18 protein-coding genes are annotated in these 17,767 nt (G+C 73.8%); 7 read left to right on the top strand and 11 right to left on the bottom strand.

The genetic code is table 11. From position 1 onward, the window contains the following. Position 1: 1 nt before the first annotated feature. The 5 genes from IEW07_RS03995 to IEW07_RS03975 form a co-directional block, all read right to left on the bottom strand. Positions 2 to 1,411 (bottom strand): sulfate adenylyltransferase subunit 1, encoded by a 1,410-nt coding sequence (locus IEW07_RS03995; protein WP_188534560.1) that lies wholly within the window; start codon positions 1,409 to 1,411, stop codon positions 2 to 4. A 2-nt stretch (positions 1,412 to 1,413) separates the two neighbouring features. Next, positions 1,414 to 2,364 carry a sulfate adenylyltransferase subunit CysD gene (gene cysD, locus IEW07_RS03990; protein ID WP_268235522.1) on the bottom strand — a complete coding sequence of 317 codons (951 nt, stop codon included), beginning with the start codon at positions 2,362 to 2,364 and terminating at the stop codon, positions 1,414 to 1,416. Continuing rightward, positions 2,361 to 3,164 carry a phosphoadenylyl-sulfate reductase gene (locus tag IEW07_RS03985; protein ID WP_188534558.1) on the bottom strand — a complete coding sequence of 268 codons (804 nt, stop codon included), beginning with the start codon at positions 3,162 to 3,164 and terminating at the stop codon, positions 2,361 to 2,363. Before IEW07_RS03985 ends, cysD begins: the two co-directional genes overlap by 4 nt. Beyond that, positions 3,161 to 4,855, bottom strand: coding sequence for a nitrite/sulfite reductase (locus IEW07_RS03980; RefSeq protein WP_188534557.1), 1,695 nt, complete (start codon positions 4,853 to 4,855; stop codon positions 3,161 to 3,163). Before IEW07_RS03980 ends, IEW07_RS03985 begins: the two co-directional genes overlap by 4 nt. A gap of 188 nt (positions 4,856 to 5,043) precedes the next feature. Then, complete coding sequence (locus IEW07_RS03975; RefSeq protein WP_188534556.1) at positions 5,044 to 5,523, bottom strand: YflT domain-containing protein; 480 nt, start codon at positions 5,521 to 5,523, stop codon at positions 5,044 to 5,046. Between the two features lie 213 nt (positions 5,524 to 5,736). Between IEW07_RS03975 and IEW07_RS03970 the strand changes: the two genes are divergently transcribed. The 3 genes from IEW07_RS03970 to IEW07_RS03960 all read left to right on the top strand — a co-directional run bounded on the left by IEW07_RS03970 (position 5,737) and on the right by IEW07_RS03960 (position 8,268). Beyond that, positions 5,737 to 6,273: a hemerythrin domain-containing protein gene (locus IEW07_RS03970; RefSeq protein WP_188534555.1), complete on the top strand. Its 537-nt coding sequence runs from the start codon at positions 5,737 to 5,739 to the stop codon at positions 6,271 to 6,273. Positions 6,274 to 6,370: 97 nt separating this feature from the next. Beyond that, positions 6,371 to 7,843, top strand: coding sequence for an NCS2 family permease (locus tag IEW07_RS03965; protein ID WP_188534554.1), 1,473 nt, complete (start codon positions 6,371 to 6,373; stop codon positions 7,841 to 7,843). Positions 7,844 to 7,869: 26 nt separating this feature from the next. Continuing rightward, positions 7,870 to 8,268 (top strand): YchJ family protein, encoded by a 399-nt coding sequence (locus IEW07_RS03960; RefSeq protein WP_188534553.1) that lies wholly within the window; start codon positions 7,870 to 7,872, stop codon positions 8,266 to 8,268. Here the strand turns inward: IEW07_RS03960 and IEW07_RS03955 are convergent. Together IEW07_RS03955 and IEW07_RS21395 are read right to left on the bottom strand one after the other, a co-directional pair. After that, on the bottom strand, positions 8,244 to 8,699 hold the full coding sequence (locus tag IEW07_RS03955; protein WP_188534552.1) for a VOC family protein: 456 nt from the start codon (positions 8,697 to 8,699) through the stop codon (positions 8,244 to 8,246). The two genes, IEW07_RS03960 and IEW07_RS03955, sit on opposite strands and share 25 nt — an antisense overlap. 5 nt (positions 8,700 to 8,704) lie before the next feature. After that, positions 8,705 to 9,604, bottom strand: a complete 900-nt coding sequence (locus IEW07_RS21395; RefSeq protein WP_188534551.1) for an SDR family NAD(P)-dependent oxidoreductase — start codon at positions 9,602 to 9,604, stop codon at positions 8,705 to 8,707. Between the two features lie 278 nt (positions 9,605 to 9,882). Between IEW07_RS21395 and IEW07_RS03945 the strand changes: the two genes are divergently transcribed. After that, complete coding sequence (locus tag IEW07_RS03945) at positions 9,883 to 11,088, top strand: MFS transporter (RefSeq protein ID WP_229741554.1); 1,206 nt, start codon at positions 9,883 to 9,885, stop codon at positions 11,086 to 11,088. A 56-nt stretch (positions 11,089 to 11,144) separates the two neighbouring features. Beyond that, the gene (locus IEW07_RS03940; RefSeq protein WP_188534550.1) at positions 11,145 to 12,665 is read left to right on the top strand and encodes a flavin-containing monooxygenase; all 1,521 of its coding nucleotides are present in this window, start codon (positions 11,145 to 11,147) and stop codon (positions 12,663 to 12,665) included. Positions 12,666 to 12,701: 36 nt separating this feature from the next. On the opposite strand, the gene IEW07_RS03935 is transcribed toward IEW07_RS03940, so the two are convergent. The 4 genes from IEW07_RS03935 to IEW07_RS03920 form a co-directional block, all read right to left on the bottom strand. Next, a complete protein-coding gene (locus IEW07_RS03935) occupies positions 12,702 to 13,583 on the bottom strand; it encodes a spermidine synthase (protein ID WP_188534549.1) in 882 nt (293 codons plus the stop codon). Next, positions 13,580 to 14,038 (bottom strand): GNAT family N-acetyltransferase, encoded by a 459-nt coding sequence (locus tag IEW07_RS03930; protein WP_371870206.1) that lies wholly within the window; start codon positions 14,036 to 14,038, stop codon positions 13,580 to 13,582. The genes IEW07_RS03935 and IEW07_RS03930 overlap by 4 nt, the downstream gene beginning before the upstream one ends. 101 nt (positions 14,039 to 14,139) lie before the next feature. Further along, positions 14,140 to 14,457, bottom strand: coding sequence for a thiamine-binding protein (locus tag IEW07_RS03925; protein WP_188534547.1), 318 nt, complete (start codon positions 14,455 to 14,457; stop codon positions 14,140 to 14,142). 105 nt (positions 14,458 to 14,562) lie between these two features. Next, entirely contained in the window at positions 14,563 to 15,132 is a 570-nt protein-coding gene (locus IEW07_RS03920) for a rhodanese-like domain-containing protein (RefSeq protein WP_188534546.1), read from the bottom strand. A 121-nt stretch (positions 15,133 to 15,253) separates the two neighbouring features. Between IEW07_RS03920 and IEW07_RS03915 the strand changes: the two genes are divergently transcribed. Both IEW07_RS03915 and pta read left to right on the top strand, forming a co-directional pair. Continuing rightward, positions 15,254 to 15,511, top strand: a complete 258-nt coding sequence (locus IEW07_RS03915) for a metal-sensitive transcriptional regulator (protein ID WP_188534545.1) — start codon at positions 15,254 to 15,256, stop codon at positions 15,509 to 15,511. A gap of 152 nt (positions 15,512 to 15,663) precedes the next feature. Beyond that, a complete protein-coding gene (pta, locus tag IEW07_RS03910) occupies positions 15,664 to 17,757 on the top strand; it encodes a phosphate acetyltransferase (protein ID WP_188534544.1) in 2,094 nt (697 codons plus the stop codon). Positions 17,758 to 17,767: the final 10 nt, after the last annotated feature.

Below are 17,767 nucleotides of genomic sequence, written 5' to 3'. Positions count from 1 at the left end.
CTCAGGCGTCCCGGACGAGCCCGGCGGCCAGCGTGGCGCCGGTGACCGGGTCGATGAGCAGGAACGCGCCGGTGCGCCGGAGGCTCCCGTAGCTGTCCACGGGCAGCGGGGAGGCCGTGCGGATGCGGACGCGGCCCAGGTCGTTGAGCTCCAGGCTACCGGCGTCCTGGACGGTCAGCTCGTCGAGGTCGAGCTTGCCCTCGATCTCCTGCACCATGCCCTGGACGGTCGCGGTGCCGTGCTTGACGAGCACGCGGGCGCGGGGCTGCAGCGGCCGCTCCCCCAGCCACGCGACGGAGGCCGCGAGGTCCTGGGTGGGCAGGGGCAGGTCGTCGCCCGTGCCCGCGATGAGGTCGCCGCGGGCGATGTCGATGTCGTCGGCGAGGCGCAGCGTGACCGAGCTCGGGGCGGCGGCCTCCGGCAGCTGCTCGCCGGGCAGGGGGCCGCCCACGGAGGCGGCGGTGCCGGCCACGTCGATCCCGGTGACGGTGGTGCGCCGGCCCGAGGGCAGGACCACGACCTCGTCGCCCACGGCCACGGTGCCCGAGGCGATCTGGCCAGCGTAGCCGCGGTAGTCGCGGTACTCCTCCGGGTCCACGCCCGCCACGAGCCCGCCCTGGGGGCGGATCACGTACTGGACGGGGAAGCGCAGGGGGCGGTGCGTGCCGCGGCCCGACTCGTCGACGGTGGGCAGCTCCTCGAGGATCCGCAGCAGGGGGCGGCCCTCGTACCAGGGGGTGCGCTCCGAGCGCTCGACGACGTTGTCCCCCTCGAGCGCGGAGACCGGCACCACGTGCAGGTCCTCCAGACCGAGCCGGGTGGCGACGTCGTGGGCGTCCGCGGAGACCCGTTCGAAGACCTCCCGGGAGTAGTCGACGAGGTCGATCTTGTTCACGGCGACCACCACGTGCGGGACGCGCAGGAGGGCGACGACGGCGAGGTGGCGCCGCGTCTGCTCCGACACCCCGTGCCGGGCGTCCACGAGGAGGACCACGGCGTCGGCGGTCGAGGCGCCCGTGACGGTGTTCTTCGTGTACTGGACGTGGCCGGGGCAGTCCGCCAGGACGAACGAGCGGCGGTCCGTGGCGAAGTAGCGGTAGGCCACGTCGATCGTGATGCCCTGCTCCCGCTCGGCGCGCAGGCCGTCGGTGAGCAGCGCGAGGTCCAGCCGCCCGGAGCCGCCGCCGAAGCCGCGCTCGGCGGAGGTGCGGCCCACGGCCTCGAGCTGGTCCGCGAGGATCGCCTTCGCGTCGTAGAGCAGCCGGCCCACGAGCGTGGACTTGCCGTCGTCGACGGAGCCGGCGGTGGCGAAGCGGAACAGCGACCCGGGGTCGATGGTGGGGGCGTGCGCGGTGTCCTGCCCGGTGGTGGGCACAGGGGCGGGCGCGGGAGTGGTGTCGGTGGAAGTCATGTCTAGAAGTACCCGTCCTTCTTGCGGTCCTCCATGGCGGCCTCGGAGATCCGGTCGTCGGCGCGGGTGGCCCCGCGCTCGGTGAGCGTGGACACGGCGACCTCGGCCACGACGTCGGCCACGGTCGCTGCGTCGGAGAGCACGGCGCCCGTGCAGGACATGTCGCCCACGGTGCGGTAGCGCACCGTGCGCCGCTCGACGTCCTCGGCCTCGGTGGGCATCGAGAACTCGCCCACGGCCCGCCACATCCCGTCCCGGCGGAAGACCTCCCGCTCGTGGGCGTAGTAGATGGGCGGCAGCTCGATGTTCTCGCGCTCGATGTAGCGCCAGATGTCGAGCTCGGTCCAGTTGCTGATGGGGAACGCCCGCACGTGCTGGCCGGCGGTGTGGCGGCCGTTGTAGAGGTTCCACAGCTCCGGGCGCTGGTTGCGGGGGTCCCACTGGCCGAACTCGTCGCGCAGGGACAGGATCCGCTCCTTCGCGCGGGCCTTGTCCTCGTCGCGGCGGCCGCCGCCGAACACGGCGTCGAACTTGTTCTCGACGATGGCGTCGAGCAGCGGGACGGTCTGGAGCGGGTTGCGGGTGCCGTCGGCGCGCTCGAGCAGCCGGCCGTCGTCGATGTAGTCCTGCACGCCGGCGACGACCAGGCGCACGCCCAGCCGCTCGACGGTGCGGTCCCGGAAGTCGAGGACCTCGGGGAAGTTGTGGCCGGTGTCCACGTGCAGCACCGGGAAGGGCACGCGCCCGGGCCAGAAGGCCTTGGCCGCGAGGTGGAGCATCACCACCGAGTCCTTGCCGCCGGAGAAGAGCATGGCCGGGCGGTCGAACTCCGCCACGACCTCGCGGATGATGTGGATGGACTCCGCCTCGAGCGCGTCGAGGCTGCTGTGCGTCGTCGTGTTCATGGTCCCGTCCGTCGTCGTGCTCGCTGCGCGGTCCGTCGTGGCGCTCACAGGTGGATCCCGCACTCGGTCTTGTTCTGTCCCGCCCAGCGGCCGGCGCGGGGGTCCTCGCCCGCGGCGACCGGGCGGGTGCAGGGGGCGCAGCCGATGGAGAGGTAGCCCTCCGACATGAGCGGGTTGACCGGCACGCCGTGGCTCTCGGAGTACTCCACGAGCTCGTCGAGGGTCCACCGCACCATGGGGTTGACCTTGATCAGCTTGTGGGTCTCGTCGAAGGAGACCATGGGGGCGTTGGTGCGGGTCCAGGACTCGTCGCGGCGCACGCCGGTGAACCAGACCTCGTAGCCGCTGAGGGCCTTCGCGAGGGGGTCCACCTTGCGGATGCCGCAGCACCGGGCGGGGTCGGTCGAGAAGAGGTCCTTGCCCAGCTGCGCGTCCTGCTCGGCCACGGTGAGCTCGGGCAGGACGTCGACCACGCTGATGTCCAGGACGTGGGCGACGGCGTCGCGGGTGCCCAGCGTCTCGGGGAAGTGGTAGCCGGTCTCGAGGAACAGCACGTCCACGCCGGGCAGCTGCTCGGCCACGAGGGCGGGCAGCACGGCGTCGGCCATCGAGCAGGCGACCGCGACCTTGCGCAGGTCGAAGTTCTCGGCGACCCAGCGGATCACCTCGGTGGTGGAGGCCTCGCCGTCGGCGGGCACCCGGCCCTCGTCGTCGAGCTCGGCGTGCATCGCGGCGGCGCCGGCGGCCGCGAGCTCGCGCAGCGCCTGCTCGTCGCGCAGCCCGCTCTCGGGGGCGGGGCCCGTCACGGCGTGCGACCCGGCGCGGGGTCCGGTGGGGGTGGCGGTCATGCGAGTTCACTCTCCTCGACCCGGCGGGTCCACTCGGCGAAGGTCTCGTTGTCGGTGCGCTGGGCCAGGAAGCGCCGGACCAGCCGTTCCACGTAGTCGGCCAGGTCGTCGGCGTAGACCTTCAGGCCGCGCACGGTGCGGCCCAGCTCGGCCTCGGCGCGGGTGTCGTCGGTGAGCCCGCCGCCCAGGTGGACCTGGTAGCCGGGCCTCTGCCCGCCGTCGTCCGTGGGCAGCAGCTGGCCCTTGAGCCCGATGTCCGCGGTCTGGATCCGGGCGCAGGAGTTGGGGCAGCCGTTGATGTGCAGCGAGATCGGCTGCGGCAGCTCCACGCCGTCGAGCCGGCGCTCGAGCTCGTCGATGGTGTCCGAGGCCGTCTGCTTGGTCTCGACGATCGCGAGCTTGCAGTACTCGATGCCCGTGCAGGCCACAGTGGAGCGGCGGAAGGCGGAGGGCCTCGCCTGCAGGTCCAGCGCCTCGAGGTCGGCGACGGCGTTCTCGACGTCGGCCTCCTCGATGTCCAGCAGCACGAGCTTCTGGTGCGGGGTGGTGCGCAGCCGGTCCGAGCCGTACTTCGCCATGACGTCGGCCAGGGCGAGCAGCTTCTGCCCGGAGACCCGGCCCACGCGCGGGGCGACGCCGATGTAGAAGCGGCCGTCCTTCTGCCGGTGCACGCCGACGTGGTCGCCGGGCGTCGCGGAGCGGGCGGGGGCGGGGCCGTCGGCGAGCTCGTAGCCGAGGTACTCGTCCTGGAGCACCGCGCGGAACTTCTCGGGGCCCCAGTCCTGGACGAGGAACTTCAGGCGGGCGCGGTTGCGCAGCCGCCGGTAGCCGTAGTCGCGGAAGATGCTCGTGACGCCCTTCCACACCTCGGGCACCTGCTCCTCGGTCACGAAGGCGCCCAGGCGCTTGCCGAGGAACGGCACCACGGACAGGGCGCCGCCGACCCACAGGTCGTAGCCGGGACCCAGCTCGGGGTGGACGACGCCCACGAAGGCGCAGTCGTTGATCTCGTGCACCACGTCCAGGGACGGGTGGCCGGTGATCGCGGTCTTGTACTTGCGCGGCAGGTTGGAGAACTCCGGGGAGCCGATGAACTCGCGCTTGATCTGCTCGATCACGGGGGTGGGGTCGATGATCTCGTCCGCGGCCACGCCGGCCAGCGGGGAGCCGAGGACCACGCGGGGCACGTCGCCGCAGGCCTCGACGGTGTCCAGCCCGGCGGCCTCGAGCCGGCGCCAGATCTCCGGGACGTCCTCGACGCGGATCCAGTGGTACTGGATGTTCTGCCGGTCCGTGACGTCGGCCGAGTCGCGGGCGAAGTCCGCGGAGATCTGCCCGAGGACCCGCAGCTGCTCACGGGTGAGGGCACCGCCGTCCAGGCGCACGCGCATCATGAAGTACTTGTCCTCGAGCTCGGCGTCGGACAGCGAGCCGGTCTTGCCGCCGTCGATGCCCGGCTTGCGCTGGGTGTAGAGGCCCCACCAGCGGAACCGGCCGTGGAGGTCGTTGGGGTCGATCGAGTCGAAGCCCTCCCGGGAGTAGATCTCCTCGATCCGGGCGCGCACGTTGAGCCCGTCGTCGGCCTGCTTGAAGACCTCGTTGGGGTTCAGCGGCTCCCGGCCGTCGACCTTCCACTGCCCCTCGGGCTTCGGCTTGCGGGCAGCACGGGGCGCGCGCGTCGTCTGAGTCATGCCTTCGATTGTTCGCCCGCTCCGCCCTCCCGTCACGCCGGGCGTCACAAACCGCCATGAAGGGTCATCCCCTGTCACGAGGATTGACACAGGGGCCGGACTGTGCATGCGCAGGCCCCTGCCGTCCGTGCGCCACGGGCGGCAGGGGCCTGCGCGGGAGGGCCCGGGCGGGCCCGCCGGACACGGGGTCAGGCGGTGGGCCGCGCCCCGGAGAGCTTGGCGGCGGCCTCGTCGACGTACTCGGCCTCGACGAGGACGTCGTAGGCGTCCGCCTCGAAGCCCTGGATGCTGCGGAAGTCGCGGCGCCCGCCGGTCGCGGCGTGGCCGATCAGGCCGAAGACCAGGCCCCAGACGGAGCCCAGGACGAGGCCCCACATGACCACGGTCAGCCAGTTGGAGACGGCGAACAGGCCCAGCAGCAGGCCGACGAACAGTCCCAGCCACGCCCCGGAGGCCACCCCGTAGAGGGCGGCCCTGCCGTTGGTCAGCCGGCCGGTGACCTGCTCGACGGAGCGCAGGCCGGTGCCGACCACGCGGACGTGCTCGACGGGGAACCCCGCGTCGGAGAGGGTGTCGACGATCCGCTGCGCCTCGTCGTAGGTGGTCACGGTGCGCAGGACCCGGTAGTTGCCGGAGGCGGTGGGAGGGATCGGGGAGGGCTGGCTCATGGGTGCATCACTCCTGTTGCTCTGCGGGGAGCCGCGCGGGTGCGTCGGACCCCCATGGTCCGTCGCCAGGCTTAACACGCCGTGACGCGGACGTGTTCCGGCCCGGAACATCTCCCGGGACATCTCCCGGGACGTTTCCCGGGGCGCCCCGCTCCGCGGGCGGTCGTACCCTGGAGACCCGCGCCACAGGCCGCGCCGACGGAAGGACACCCCATGGACATCGCCCAGCTCATCCTCGAGGACCACGCCGAGCAGCGCCGCCTGTTCGCCATGATCCAGGAGATCGGCCCCGGCCACCCGGACTCCCTCGTGGCCGTCTGGGGGCGGCTGCGGGACCTGCTGGACGCCCACGCGCAGGCCGAGGAGCAGTACTTCTACCCCGAGCTCCTGCGGAAGGGCCGGGGCGCCGCGGACGCGGACAGCGCCGAGGAGGAGACCGAGGACGCCATCGAGGACCACAACGCGATCCGCGACGCCGGCCGGATGGTCGACGAGCAGGAGCTCGCCAGCCCCTCCTGGTTCGCGGCCGTGGAGAAGCTCGACCAGGTCAACGGGGACCACATGGCCGAGGAGGAGCGGCAGGGCCTCGCGGACGTGCGGACGCACTTCACCCTCGAGGAGCGCCACGAGATGGCGGTGCGCTTCGCCGGCTTCATGAACCACCACCTGGAGGGCGTCGAGGTCGTCGACAAGGACCCCGACGAGTACGTCGAGTCCGGCGGGGACGTGGAGGCCAGCGCCGAGGAGTGACGCCCGGCCCCGTTACCGGGGGCCGCGGGGACGGTCGTACACTCGGGGGGGCCCGCCGTCGCGCCCGCCCTCCCTGTCGACCGTCCGAAGGACAGCCATGGCCTCCTCCACGCCCGTCTCCGTCGAGACCGACCGCTCCCGCCCGCCGCGCAACGGCCTCGACCGGTTCTTCCGGATCAGCGAGCGCGGCTCCTCCGTGCCCCGCGAGGTGCGCGGCGGCGTGGCCACGTTCATCGCGATGAGCTACATCGTGGTCCTGAACCCGCTCGTGCTCGGCTACGGCCCCGACGGCGACGGCAACGTCCTGGGCGCCGAGCGGGTCGCGGCCGTCACCGCGATGGTCGCCGGCGTCATGACCATCCTCATGGGCGTGGTGGCGAAGGCCCCCTTCGCCATCGCCACCGGCCTGGGCGTGAACGCGTTCCTCGCCGTGACGATCGCGACCAACCCCGGCCTCGGCTGGCCGGAGGTGATGGGCCTGGTCGTGTGGGCGGGCCTGATCATGTTCGTGCTCGTGCTCACCGGCTTCCGCACCGCCGTGTTCAACGCGGTGCCCGCCTCGCTGAAGACCGCGATCGTCGTGGGCATCGGCCTGTTCATCGCCCTGATCGGCTTCGTCAACGCCGGGTTCGTGCGCCGCATCCCCGACGCCGCCGGCACCACCGTCCCCGTCCAGCTCGGCAACGGGGGGACGCTGCTCGGCTGGCCGACGCTGACGTTCGTCGTCGGGCTCCTGGTGACCGTCGCGCTGATGGTGCGCAACGTGCGCGGCGCGATCCTCATCGCGGTGGTCCTCACCACGGTCCTCGCCCACGTCCTCGAGGCGTTCCTGCCGTCGGGGTCCTCCGTCGACAACCCCGCCGGCTGGTCCCTGGTCGTGCCGGCGGCCCCCGAGTCGCTGCTCGCCCTGCCGGACCTCTCCCTCGTCGGCTCCGCCGCCCCCCTCGCCGCCTTCCGCGACCTCGGCGTGCTCGCCGCGACGCTGCTCGTGTTCACGATCCTGCTGTCGATCTTCTTCGACGCGATGGGCACCATGGTGGGCCTGTCCCAGCAGGCCGGGCTCGTCGACCGGGACGGGAAGATCGAGAACGTGGACCGCGTCCTGCTCGTCGACGCCGCGGGCGCGATCGCCGGCGGCGCGGGCTCCGTGTCCTCGAACCAGATCTTCGTGGAGTCCTCCACCGGCATCGCCGACGGCGCCCGCACGGGCCTCGCGAACGTGGTCACCGGCGTGCTGTTCCTGCTGGCGATGTTCGTCACCCCGCTCGTCAACGTGGTGCCGTTCGAGGCGGTGGCCCCCGCCATGGTCGTGGTCGGGTTCCTCATGGCCAAGCAGGTCGTGCACATCGACTGGGAGGACTGGGGCGTGGCCGTGCCGTCCTTCCTGACCTTCGCCGTGATGCCCTTCACCTACTCGATCGCCGACGGCATCGGCGCGGGCTTCGTCTCCTACGTCTTCATCCGCCTGGTGCAGGGCCGCGGCCGGGACGTCCACCCCCTGATGTACGCCGTGGCGGCGGCCTTCGTGGTCTTCTTCGGCAAGGGCGTGGTCGAGGGCTGGCTGGCCTAGCGGGCCCGGGTGGGAGGATCGGGAGCATGATCGACGACGACGCCCGCTGCCCCTGCGGCACCGGCGAGACCTACGGGGCCTGCTGCGGCCGGTTCCACGGCGGGCGCTCCGCCGCGCCCACCGCCGAGCTGCTCATGCGCTCCCGCTTCAGCGCGTTCGCCGCCGGGGACGCCGAGCACCTGCTGGCCACCTGGCACCCGAGCACCCGCCGGGAGTCCCTGGAGCTGGACCCCTCGCTGCGCTGGTACCGGCTGGACGTCCACGGCGTCAGCCGCGGCGGCCCCTTCGACGACGAGGGCTGGGTGGACTTCACCGCCCACCACCGCGGCGCCCCCGGCAGCGGGACCAGGGGCGCGCAGCGGGAGAACTCCCGGTTCCTGCGCGAGGACGGCCGCTGGTTCTACGTGGACGGCGTGCTGGGCTGAGCCCCCGCCCCGGCGCCGCCGCCGGGGCTCGTCCCGGCGCCGGTCACAGCGGCGATCTCGGCCCGGGCCTCGGCGGCGGAGAGCCGCAGCACGCAGAACTCGTTGCCCTCGGGATCGGCCAGCACCACCCAGCTGACCTCGGGGCCCTGTCCCACGTCCGCGCGGCGGGCGCCGAGGGCCTCCAGGCGCGCGACCTCCGACGCCTGGTCGCCGTCGTCGGCGCGCAGGTCGAGGTGCAGCCGGTTCTTCACCGTCTTGGGCTCCGGGACGGGCACGAAGTCGATCACCGGCCAGGAGCCGTCGGCGGGGCCGATGGTGACGCCCTCCTCGTCCGCCTCGAGCACGGCGTACCCGAGAGCGGCGCTCCAGAAGCGGGCGAGCGCGGCGGGGTCGCGGGAGTCGACGACCACCGAGGACAGGATGCTGGTCATGCCCGTCAGCCTACGGAGCGGCGCCCGGTGGGCGCCAGACCCGGTCGCGGGCCGCGCCGGGCCGAGCGCCGCAGCAGCACCGGCAGGGCGGCCTGCAGGACCGGCCAGTACGAGCCCGGGAGCAGCCGGGCCAGCACGTCCGGCAGCACGGCGCTGGGGGCGATCAGCAGCCGGCCGCGGCGCCGCTCGACCGCCCGGAGGATCTCGGCCGCCGCCTTCTCCGGCGGATAGCTGAGCAGGGCCTCGAAGGCCGCCAGGCCCGCCTGCGCCTCCTCCTCCGGGACGGCCGCGGCGGTGCGGGACGACCGCGCGATCCGGGTCCGGACGCCCCCGGGGTGCACCACGGTGACGCCCACGCGGCCGGCCAGCTCGTGGCGCAGCCCCTCCGAGAAGCCGCGCAGCGCGAACTTGCTCGTGGCGTAGGCCACCTGGCCGGGCGGCGCGATGAGCCCGAAGAGGCTGGAGAGGTTGACCAGATGCCCGCCGGGGGACCTGAGCAGGGCGGGCAGCAGCAGCCGGGTGAGCGCCACCGGCGCCCGGAGGTTGACGTCCATGAGCCAGTCGAACTCGTCGGCGGTGACCTGCTCGAAGAGCCCGCCCAGGCCCACGCCGGCGTTGTTGACCAGCAGGTCGATCCGCGGGTGCTCGGCCAGGATCCCCTCCACGGCGCCGGGCAGCGCGTCGAGGTCGGCGAGGTCCACCACCACGGTGGACACGGCGACCCGGGGGTGCCCGTCGCGGATCGCGGCGGCGACGGCGGCGAGGCCTTCCGCGTCGCGGTCCAGCAGCACCAGGTGCGTGCCGCGGCCGGCCAGCGCGCAGGCCAGCTGCTCGCCGATGCCGGAGGCCGCGCCGGTGAGCACCGCCGTCGAGCCGGGGAAGCGGAAGGGTGCGGAAGTGGCCATGAGCTGCTCCTGAGGTCGGGGAGAGTGGATCCGGTGACGACGCGCCGACTCCAGTCTGCGGTGTCCCGGCGGCACGGCGCCCGACCGGCGGCACGACGCCGCCGGTGCGCGGCACTCCTCGCCGCGGAGGGCCCCGGGAGAGGACGGGCCGGCGGGGACGGGGCTGGCCCTCCGCGAGGGGGCGGGCTAGGGTCCCAAGCAGTCACCGTGCCCGCCCGCAGCAGGGCGGGTCTGCGCCCGCACCGGGGCCGCGGCGCCCTGTCCCGAGAGAGGTTCACGTGCTCATCGACACCTCGGCGGCTCCCCGCCCCTGGCTGCGCCCCGCTCTCGGCTGGGTGGGCGTCGTGCTGGTCGCGGTGAACCTGCGCGTCGGGTTCGTCACCGTCGGTCCGCTGCTCGAGGAGATCAGCCGCGACCTGGGCATCTCGGCCGGCCAGGCGGGGCTGCTGACCGGCCTGCCCCTGGCCATGTTCGCCCTGTTCTCCCCGGTGGCCCCCGCCGTCGCGGCCCGGACGGGCCTGGACCGGGCCCTGTGGCTGTCCCTGCTGCTGCTCGCGGCGGGGATCCTGGGCCGCTCCGCCCCGGTCGAGGGCGCGGTGTGGGCCGGCACCGCCGTCGTGGGGATCGGCATCGCCTTCCTCAACGTGCTGGTGCCCTCGCTGGTGAAGCGGGAGTTCCCGCTGCGGGTGAGCCAGGTGACCGGGGTGTACACCGCGGTCCAGGGCGCGGTGGCCGCGGCCGGATCCGCCCTGGTGGTCCCCATCGCCCACGCCGGTCCGGGCGGCTGGCGGCTCGCCCTGGTGGTGTGGGCGGCGCTCGCCGTGGTCGCGCTGGTGGTGCTCTCGCCCTGGGTGCGGCGCAGGGCCGCCCCTCCCGGACCGCACGACGAGGAGCCCCGCCCCGTCCGGTCCCCCTGGCGGTCGGCGCTGGGGTGGCAGGTGACCCTGTTCATGGGCCTGCAGTCCGTGGCGTTCTACGTCCTCATGGCCTGGCTGCCGAGCATCGAGCAGAGCCACGGCGTCTCCGCCACGGCCGCCGGCACCCACATGGCGCTGTTCCTGGTGGTCGGCATGACCGCGAGCCTGGCCACGGGCTCGCTGCTGGGCCGGTTCCGCGACCAGCGCCCCGTGGCCCTCGCGGGCAGCGTGCTGGCGCTCGTCACCTTCGCGGGCCTGGCCGCCGCGCCGGGCCTGATGCTGCTGTGGATCCTGCTGGGGGCCGTGGGCTGCGGGAGCCTCATCGTCGTCGCGCTGTCCCTGTTCAGCCTCCGCTCGGGCGACCACCGTCAGGCCGCCGCGCTCTCCGGCATGGCCCAGTCCGTGGGCTACGCCCTGGCCGCGGCCGGGCCCGCCGTCTTCGGCGCGCTCTACGACGCCGGCGGCCGCTGGGAGCTGCCGCTGGTCGTCACCGCCGGCCTGATGCTGGCGCTGTGCGGCTTCTCCCTGGGCGTGGGCCGGGACCGCGTCATCGGCCGGGCGCCGTGACGCCCCCCGGGCCGGCCGCCCGCACACCGCCCAGGTTCGTCGGCGATCCTGGAGCCATGTCCGACCACCTCTCCCCGTCCGGGGACGCCACCGCGCCGGAGCACCTCGACGTCGTCGTCGTGGGCGCCGGCCTGTCCGGGATCGGTGCGGCCTGCCGGCTGCGGGCCGAGCACCCCGGCCGCTCCTTCGCCCTCCTGGAGGCCCGCGACCGCCTCGGCGGGACCTGGGACCTCTTCCGCTACCCCGGTGTGCGCTCCGACTCGGACATGTTCACCCTGGGCTACTCGTTCAAGCCGTGGCGGGACCCGCAGTCCATCGCCGACGGGCCGTCCGTCCTGGCCTACATCCACGAGACGGCGCGGGAGTTCGGCGTCGACCGCCACGTGCACCTGCGCACCCGGGTGGTGTCCGCCGACTGGTCCTCCGCGGACGCCCGCTGGACGCTCGGCGTCGAGGAGCGCGCCGAGGACGGGTCGGTCCGCGGCCGGACGCTGACCTGCTCGTTCCTCTACGCGTGCGCCGGGTACTACGACCACGACCGGGGCCACGCCCCGGAGCTGCCGGGGATCGACTCGTTCCGCGGCCGCGTGGTGCACCCGCAGTTCTGGCCGGAGGACCTGGACTGGACGGACCGCCGCGTGGTGGTGGTCGGCAGCGGCGCCACCGCCGTGACCCTGGTGCCCGCCATGGCCGCCGGCGCCGCCCGCGTGACCATGCTGCAGCGCTCCCCCACCTGGGTCGCCGCCGTCCCCGGCCGGGACCGGCGGGCGGACGCGCTGCGCCGCGTCCTGCCCCCGGCGCTGGCGCACCGGGCGATCCGGGCGAAGAACATCCTGTTCAGCACGGCGTTCTTCCAGTTCTGCCGGCGCCGCCCCGCCGCCGCCCGCGCCCTCCTCACCCGCCGCGCGGCCCGGGCCCTGGGCTCGGCGGAGCTCGTCGCGGAGCACTTCACCCCGTCCTACGACCCGTGGGACCAGCGGCTGTGCGCCGTCCCGGACGCCGACCTCTTCACGGCGCTGAGGAAGGGGCGGGCGGAGGTCGTCACCGACACGATCGACACCTTCGTGCCCGAGGGGATCCGGCTCGGCAGCGGCCGGGTGCTCGAGGCCGACGTCGTGGTCACCGCCACGGGACTGAGGCTGCTGCCCCTCGGCGGGGTCGCGGTCTCGGTGGACGGGACGCCGGTGGAGCTGTCGGAGCAGTTCGTGTGGAACGGTGCGATGCTCACGGGCGTGCCGAACTTCGCGCTGTGCTTCGGCTACTCCAACGCGTCCTGGACGCTGCGGGCCGACCTCACGCACCGGCTGGTCTGCAAGGTGCTGCGGCACATGGACCGCCACGACGCCGTCGCCGTGGTGCCGAAGACCGCTCCCCGGATGGCCGGGCACCCGTTGCTGGAGCTCAGCTCCGGCTACGTCCTGCGCTCCATCGCCGCGTTCCCGCGCCAGGGCGACCGCCGGCCGTGGCGGGTGCGGCAGAACTACCTCCTGGACGCGGCGACTGTCCTGCACACCCCGCTGTCCCGCAGCCTCGACCTCGTCCCCCGCACCGCGCCGCGCCGCCGCACCGCGTCGTAGGAGGTCCGGGCACGACCGGGCCCGCCGGGCAGCGGGTCAGGGGTCCCGGCGCGGCGGCGTGCCGCCCGCGAAGGAGCGCGCCCATGCCTCGTCCTTGTACTGCGCCGGGACGGCCCCGCCGAGCAGCTGCCGGGTCAGGGCGGCGGCCTCGGGCGAGCCCTCCAGCGGCAGCGGGGCGTGGGAGGCGGCCAGCACGATGTTGCCGTAGCGGCGGCCCTTGAGCATCGCGGGGTCCGCCACGGCCGCGACGTGCTCGAACACCTCGGACAGCGCGGCGAGCTCGGCCCGTGCCCCGGCGAGGTCGCGGGTGTCGCCGCAGTTGAGCACGTACAGCCCGCCCGGGGCCAGGACCCGGTCGACGTGACGGGTGAACTCCACCGTGGTCAGCGGCTCGGGCGTGACGGCACCGGCGAAGACGTCCCGGACCACGACGTCCCGCGTGGCCGGGGTCAGGGACTCGGTGACCTCCCGCGCCTCCCCCACCCGGATCCGCAGCAGCGGGGCGCGCGGGAGCTCGAACCAGGTCCGGACCAGCTCGGCGAGCCGGCCGTCGAGCTCCACGACGACCTGCCGCGCCGCCGGGTACGCGTGCGCGACCCACCGGGCCAGGGAGCAGGCGCCGCCGCCGAGGTGCAGCACCCGCAGCCGGCCGGGGTCGAGGTGGGCGCCGACGTGGGTGTCCACGAGCGCGGCGATCCAGCGCATGTACTCGAAGTCCAGCCGCTCGGGGTGCTCGGGGTCCACGTGGGACGACGGGACGCCGTTGACGTGCAGCACCCAGGAACCGGGGGCGTACTCGTCCGGCACGAGCTCGGCGGTGCCGGTGGAGATCTCGAAGCGCCCGGCGGAGGGACCGGCGGACGGGCCGGGCGCGGCGGGCTCGGCCCCGCGCGGCGGACGGCGGGAGCGCCGGCTCACGCGGTGCCCCCGGCGGCCCCGCCGGCTGCGGCACGCACCATCCGGTGCATGTGCTGTCCCGCCCACGGCCCGCCGGCGGGGAATGACTCGGCGAGGGGGCGGAAGCCGTGCTTGGCGTAGAACCGCTCGGCGCGGGCGTTGCCGTCCATGATCCACAGGTACGCGTCCGCGGGGCCGATGGCGGCCTCCAGCAGGACGGCGCCCAGACCCGTGCCGTGGGTGCGGGCCAGGGTGTAGAGCTGGAACAGCTGCAGCGGGAGGACCGGCGCGGGCACCCCTGCGCGCTCCTCCCAGGCGGCAGGGGCCGGTCCCGCCGCGACCAGCCCGAGGGCGGTCCCGTCGTCGTCGACCGCCAGGAGCGTGCGCACCGCCGGGTCGGCGAGGAGGGCACGGTCGTAGCCGGCCGTGCGGTCCCCCGCGGCGCGCTGCCGGTCCGCGAAGGCGTCGCCGAAGATGGGCCGGTAGGCCTCGTCGAGGCAGCGCAGGTGCAGGGCGGACCACGCGGGCGCGTCGGAGTCGTCCGCGGGCAGGATCCGGACCGCGGCGGGGGCAACGCTCAGGACCCGGTCGCCTGCCGCCGGATCGCGGCCTCGAGCCGCTCGACCTTGCCCGTGATCTCGCCGGTGTGGCCCGGGCGGATGTCGGCCTTCAGGACGAGGGAGACGCGCGGGCCGAAGGCGCCCACGGCCTCGGTGGCGCGCTTGACGACGTCCATGACCTCGTCCCACTCGCCCTCGATCGTGGTGAACATGGCGTCGGTCTCGTGGGGCAGCCCGGACTCGCGGACCACGCGCACGGCGGCGGCGACGGCGTCGTGGACGGAGCCGCTCGGGTTGTCGCCACCGGACGGGGAGACGGAGAAAGCAACCAGCATGCCCCCAGTCTCCCACCCCGGCCGGTCGTGCGACACCCCGGGCACGACGCCCGCCCCGCCGCCACGGGAAACCGTGGCGGCGGGGCCGGACGCGGGCTCAGCGGCTCACTTGGCGGAGAGCTGCTCCAGGACGGCGTCCTTGGAGGGGTCCTTCGCGCCCTGGTTCCAGGGCATCTTCGACAGGACGCCGGCCATGGCGCAGGTGTTGGACAGCGCGGAGTACGCGAGGCCGCCGCCGACGCCCGCGGCGACCGCGCGCAGCTTCGGGGAGACGAACTGGCCTCCCACGACGCTCGCCAGCACCAGGGAGCCGGCGACCATGCGGACCTGGCGGTCCATGGCCCACGTGGAGCCGCCGCGCACGACCGCGCCACCGGCCTTCTCGTACTCGTCCACGGTGCCGTCGACGACGTAGGTGTTCTCGGTGCCCACGGCGGAGAGGATCTCCTGGGCGCGGGAGGCCCGGGCGCCGGAGCGGCAGATCAGGGCGACCTTGCCGCCGAGCGCCGCGGCGATGTCCCGGGCGTGGTCGGCCACGAGGTCGACGGGGACGTTGTAGGCGCCGTCGATGTGCTCGGCCGCGTACTCGGCGGCGGAGCGCACGTCGAGGACGGCGACCTCCTCGCCGGACTCGATCCAGGACTTCAGCTCAGCGGGGGAGACCTTGGAGGTCATGGGGCAGTTCCTTTCGTCACGAAGCGTGTGACACCAGTGTGCACCATACCCCCAGGGGTATGCAAGATCCCCCGGGGGGTATAGAATGTTCTCAGCCGACCCACTCACCCAGGAGCTCCCGATGCAACTCGACCCCCAGGACCTCACCGCCACCATCAACCGCCTCAAGCGGGCCCAGGGCCAGCTCGGCGCCGTCATCCGGATGCTCGAGGAGAGCCGCGAGTGCAAGGACGTGGTGACCCAGCTCTCCGCCGTGTCCCGCGCCCTGGACAAGGCCGGCTTCAGCATCATCGCCACGGGCCTCGACCAGTGCCTGCGCTCCGAGAACCCGGCCCTCGACAAGGCCGAGCTGGAGAAGATGTTCCTCTCCCTGGCCTGATCGGCCCGGACCGGCCGGCCCGGGCCGATCCTCCTGCCCCGGTCAACGGTCCGGGCGGCGGCCTGATTCCCGGCCCGCCCGGGCCTCCGGAGGGCGGCCATACACTGGGGACGAGCATCCCAGCCCCGAGCCGCCCCGGAGGACGCCCCACCATGACCCAAGGCATCTACGTCAGCGCGATGACGCCGCAGTCCGGGAAGTCCCTGGTGGCTCTCGGGCTGGCCGACTCGCTGTTCCGCAAGACCGACCGCCTGGGCTACTTCCGCCCCGTCCACCTGGGCGAGAGCCCGGCGGACGACCCCATGGTGCAGCTGATGAAGCGCAACTTCGGGCTCAAGGACGAGCGCTGCCGCGGCGGCCTCCCGCTCGCCCGGACCCGGCAGCTGCTGGCCGCCGGGGACCACGACGAGCTCGACGCGATGGCCGTGACCGTCTACTCCGAGATGGCCCGGCACTGCGACGTGATCGTGGTGGACGGCACCGACCTGCTGGCGCACAACGCCGCCACCGCCGAGTTCGACATGAACGCCCGGATGGCCAACAACCTGGGCGCCTCCGTCCTGGCGGTGATCGGCGCCGACGAGTCCGAGAGCCCCGAGGACGTCCTCAACGCGATCGAGGTCACCCGCGCCGAGCTCCACCAGGCCCGGTGCGACATCTTCGCCGTCATCGTGAACCGGGCCCGGCCCGACTGGGTCGAGCGGATCGAGCACAACGCCGCCCGGGGCGTGCGCGGGCTTCCCGTCTACGTCATCGCCGAGAACGCGGCGGTGGCGGCCCCCACCGTGGCGGAGCTGCGGGACCGGCACGGGTTCGGCAGCGGCCCGGCCCAGGTCTCCATGGACCGCGACGTCAAGGGCGTGAAGGTCGCCGCGATGACGGTGGGCCACTACCTGGACCAGCTGGCCGACGGCGACTTCGTCATCACGCCGGGCGACCGCGCGGACATCGTCGTCGCCTCCCTGGCCTCCGCGCTCTCCCCCTCCCTGCCCGTCCCCTCGGGGATGCTGCTGACGGGGGGCTTCGCCACCGAGGGCCGGATCCAGGACCTCACCGCCGCGGCGCCCTTCCCGGTGCTGACCACGGAGCTGGACACCTACCACGCCGCCCGCGCCGTCTCCCGCTCCCGCGGCACCCTCTCCGGCGCCCACCCGCGCAAGGTCGCCGCCGCCCTGGGCGAGTGGGCCCGGCGCGTGGACGGCGAGGAGCTCGTGAGCCGCCTCGACCTGCCGCGGCCCGTGAAGCGCACCCCGCTGCGCTTCCTGCACGAGCTGGTCGAGACCGCCCGGGCGGACCGGAAGAACATCGTCCTGCCCGAGGGCGAGGACCCCCGCATCCTGCGCGCCGCCGAGATGATCCACCGCCGCAACTTCTGCGACCTCACGATCCTGGGCGACCCCGAGAGGATCGCCCAGCTGTGCCAGACCGAGGGCATCAACCTCGAGTTCGACGACGAGGGCCTGACGCTCATCGACTTCGAGCACGACGAGGCGCTGCGCAACAAGTACGCCGACGAGTACGTGCGGCTGCGCGCGCACAAGGGCGTGCAGAAGGAGACGGCCCTGGAGCGGATGCTGGACGGCTCCTACTTCGGGACCATGATGGTGCAGATGGGCGACGTGGACGGCATGGTCTCCGGCGCGGCCCACACGACGGCCAACACGATCCGCCCGGCCCTCGAGTTCGTGAAGACCGCCGAGGGCGTGAAGATCGTCTCCTCCGTCTTCTTCATGCTCCTGGAGGACCGGGTGCTCGTCTACGGCGACTGCGCCGTGAACCCGAACCCGGACGAGCAGCAGCTGGCGGACATCGCGCTCGCCTCCGCCCGCACCGCCCGCCAGTTCGGCGTGGAGCCCAAGGTGGCCATGCTCTCCTACTCGACCGGCGTCTCCGGCACCGGCGAGGACGTGGACAAGGTGCGCGCCGCCACCGAGATCGTGAAGAGCATGCGCCCGGACTTCGAGGTCGAGGGCCCCATCCAGTACGACGCCGCCGTGGACGCCTCGATCGCCGCGTCCAAGCTGCCCGGCTCCGCCGTGGCCGGGCAGGCCACCGTGTTCGTCTTCCCGGACCTGAACACCGGCAACAACACCTACAAGGCGGTCCAGCAGTCGGCCGGCGCCGTGGCCGTGGGCCCGGTCCTGCAGGGCCTGCGCAAGCCCGTCAACGACCTCTCCCGCGGCTGCACCGTCGACGACATCGTCAACACCGTCGCGATCACCGCGATCCAGGCCCAGAGCATGTAGCCCGCGCCCC

It is taken from the genome of Kocuria dechangensis, from assembly GCF_014636775.1.
GTDB classification, from domain to species: Bacteria; Actinomycetota; Actinomycetes; order Actinomycetales; family Micrococcaceae; genus Kocuria; species Kocuria dechangensis.
The sequence above is the reverse complement of the archived record's forward strand: the minus strand, read 5'-3'. Positions and strand labels throughout refer to the sequence as shown.

Bases quoted from the DNA above. Each gene is read 5' to 3' on its own strand.
- IEW07_RS03995 (WP_188534560.1), bottom strand. From the start codon at position 1,411: ATGACTTCCACCGACACCACTCCCGCGCCCGCCCCTGTGCCCACCACC.
- IEW07_RS03985 (WP_188534558.1), bottom strand. From the start codon at position 3,164: ATGACCGCCACCCCCACCGGACCCCGCGCCGGGTCGCACGCCGTGACG.
- IEW07_RS03980 (WP_188534557.1), bottom strand. From the start codon at position 4,855: ATGACTCAGACGACGCGCGCGCCCCGTGCTGCCCGCAAGCCGAAGCCC.
- IEW07_RS03975 (WP_188534556.1), bottom strand. From the start codon at position 5,523: ATGAGCCAGCCCTCCCCGATCCCTCCCACCGCCTCCGGCAACTACCGG.
- IEW07_RS03970 (WP_188534555.1), top strand. From the start codon at position 5,737: ATGGACATCGCCCAGCTCATCCTCGAGGACCACGCCGAGCAGCGCCGC.
- IEW07_RS03965 (WP_188534554.1), top strand. From the start codon at position 6,371: ATGGCCTCCTCCACGCCCGTCTCCGTCGAGACCGACCGCTCCCGCCCG.
- IEW07_RS03960 (WP_188534553.1), top strand. From the start codon at position 7,870: ATGATCGACGACGACGCCCGCTGCCCCTGCGGCACCGGCGAGACCTAC.
- IEW07_RS03955 (WP_188534552.1), bottom strand. From the start codon at position 8,699: ATGACCAGCATCCTGTCCTCGGTGGTCGTCGACTCCCGCGACCCCGCC.
- IEW07_RS21395 (WP_188534551.1), bottom strand. From the start codon at position 9,604: ATGGCCACTTCCGCACCCTTCCGCTTCCCCGGCTCGACGGCGGTGCTC.
- IEW07_RS03940 (WP_188534550.1), top strand. From the start codon at position 11,145: ATGTCCGACCACCTCTCCCCGTCCGGGGACGCCACCGCGCCGGAGCAC.
- IEW07_RS03925 (WP_188534547.1), bottom strand. From the start codon at position 14,457: ATGCTGGTTGCTTTCTCCGTCTCCCCGTCCGGTGGCGACAACCCGAGC.
- IEW07_RS03920 (WP_188534546.1), bottom strand. From the start codon at position 15,132: ATGACCTCCAAGGTCTCCCCCGCTGAGCTGAAGTCCTGGATCGAGTCC.
- IEW07_RS03915 (WP_188534545.1), top strand. From the start codon at position 15,254: ATGCAACTCGACCCCCAGGACCTCACCGCCACCATCAACCGCCTCAAG.
- pta (WP_188534544.1), top strand. From the start codon at position 15,664: ATGACCCAAGGCATCTACGTCAGCGCGATGACGCCGCAGTCCGGGAAG.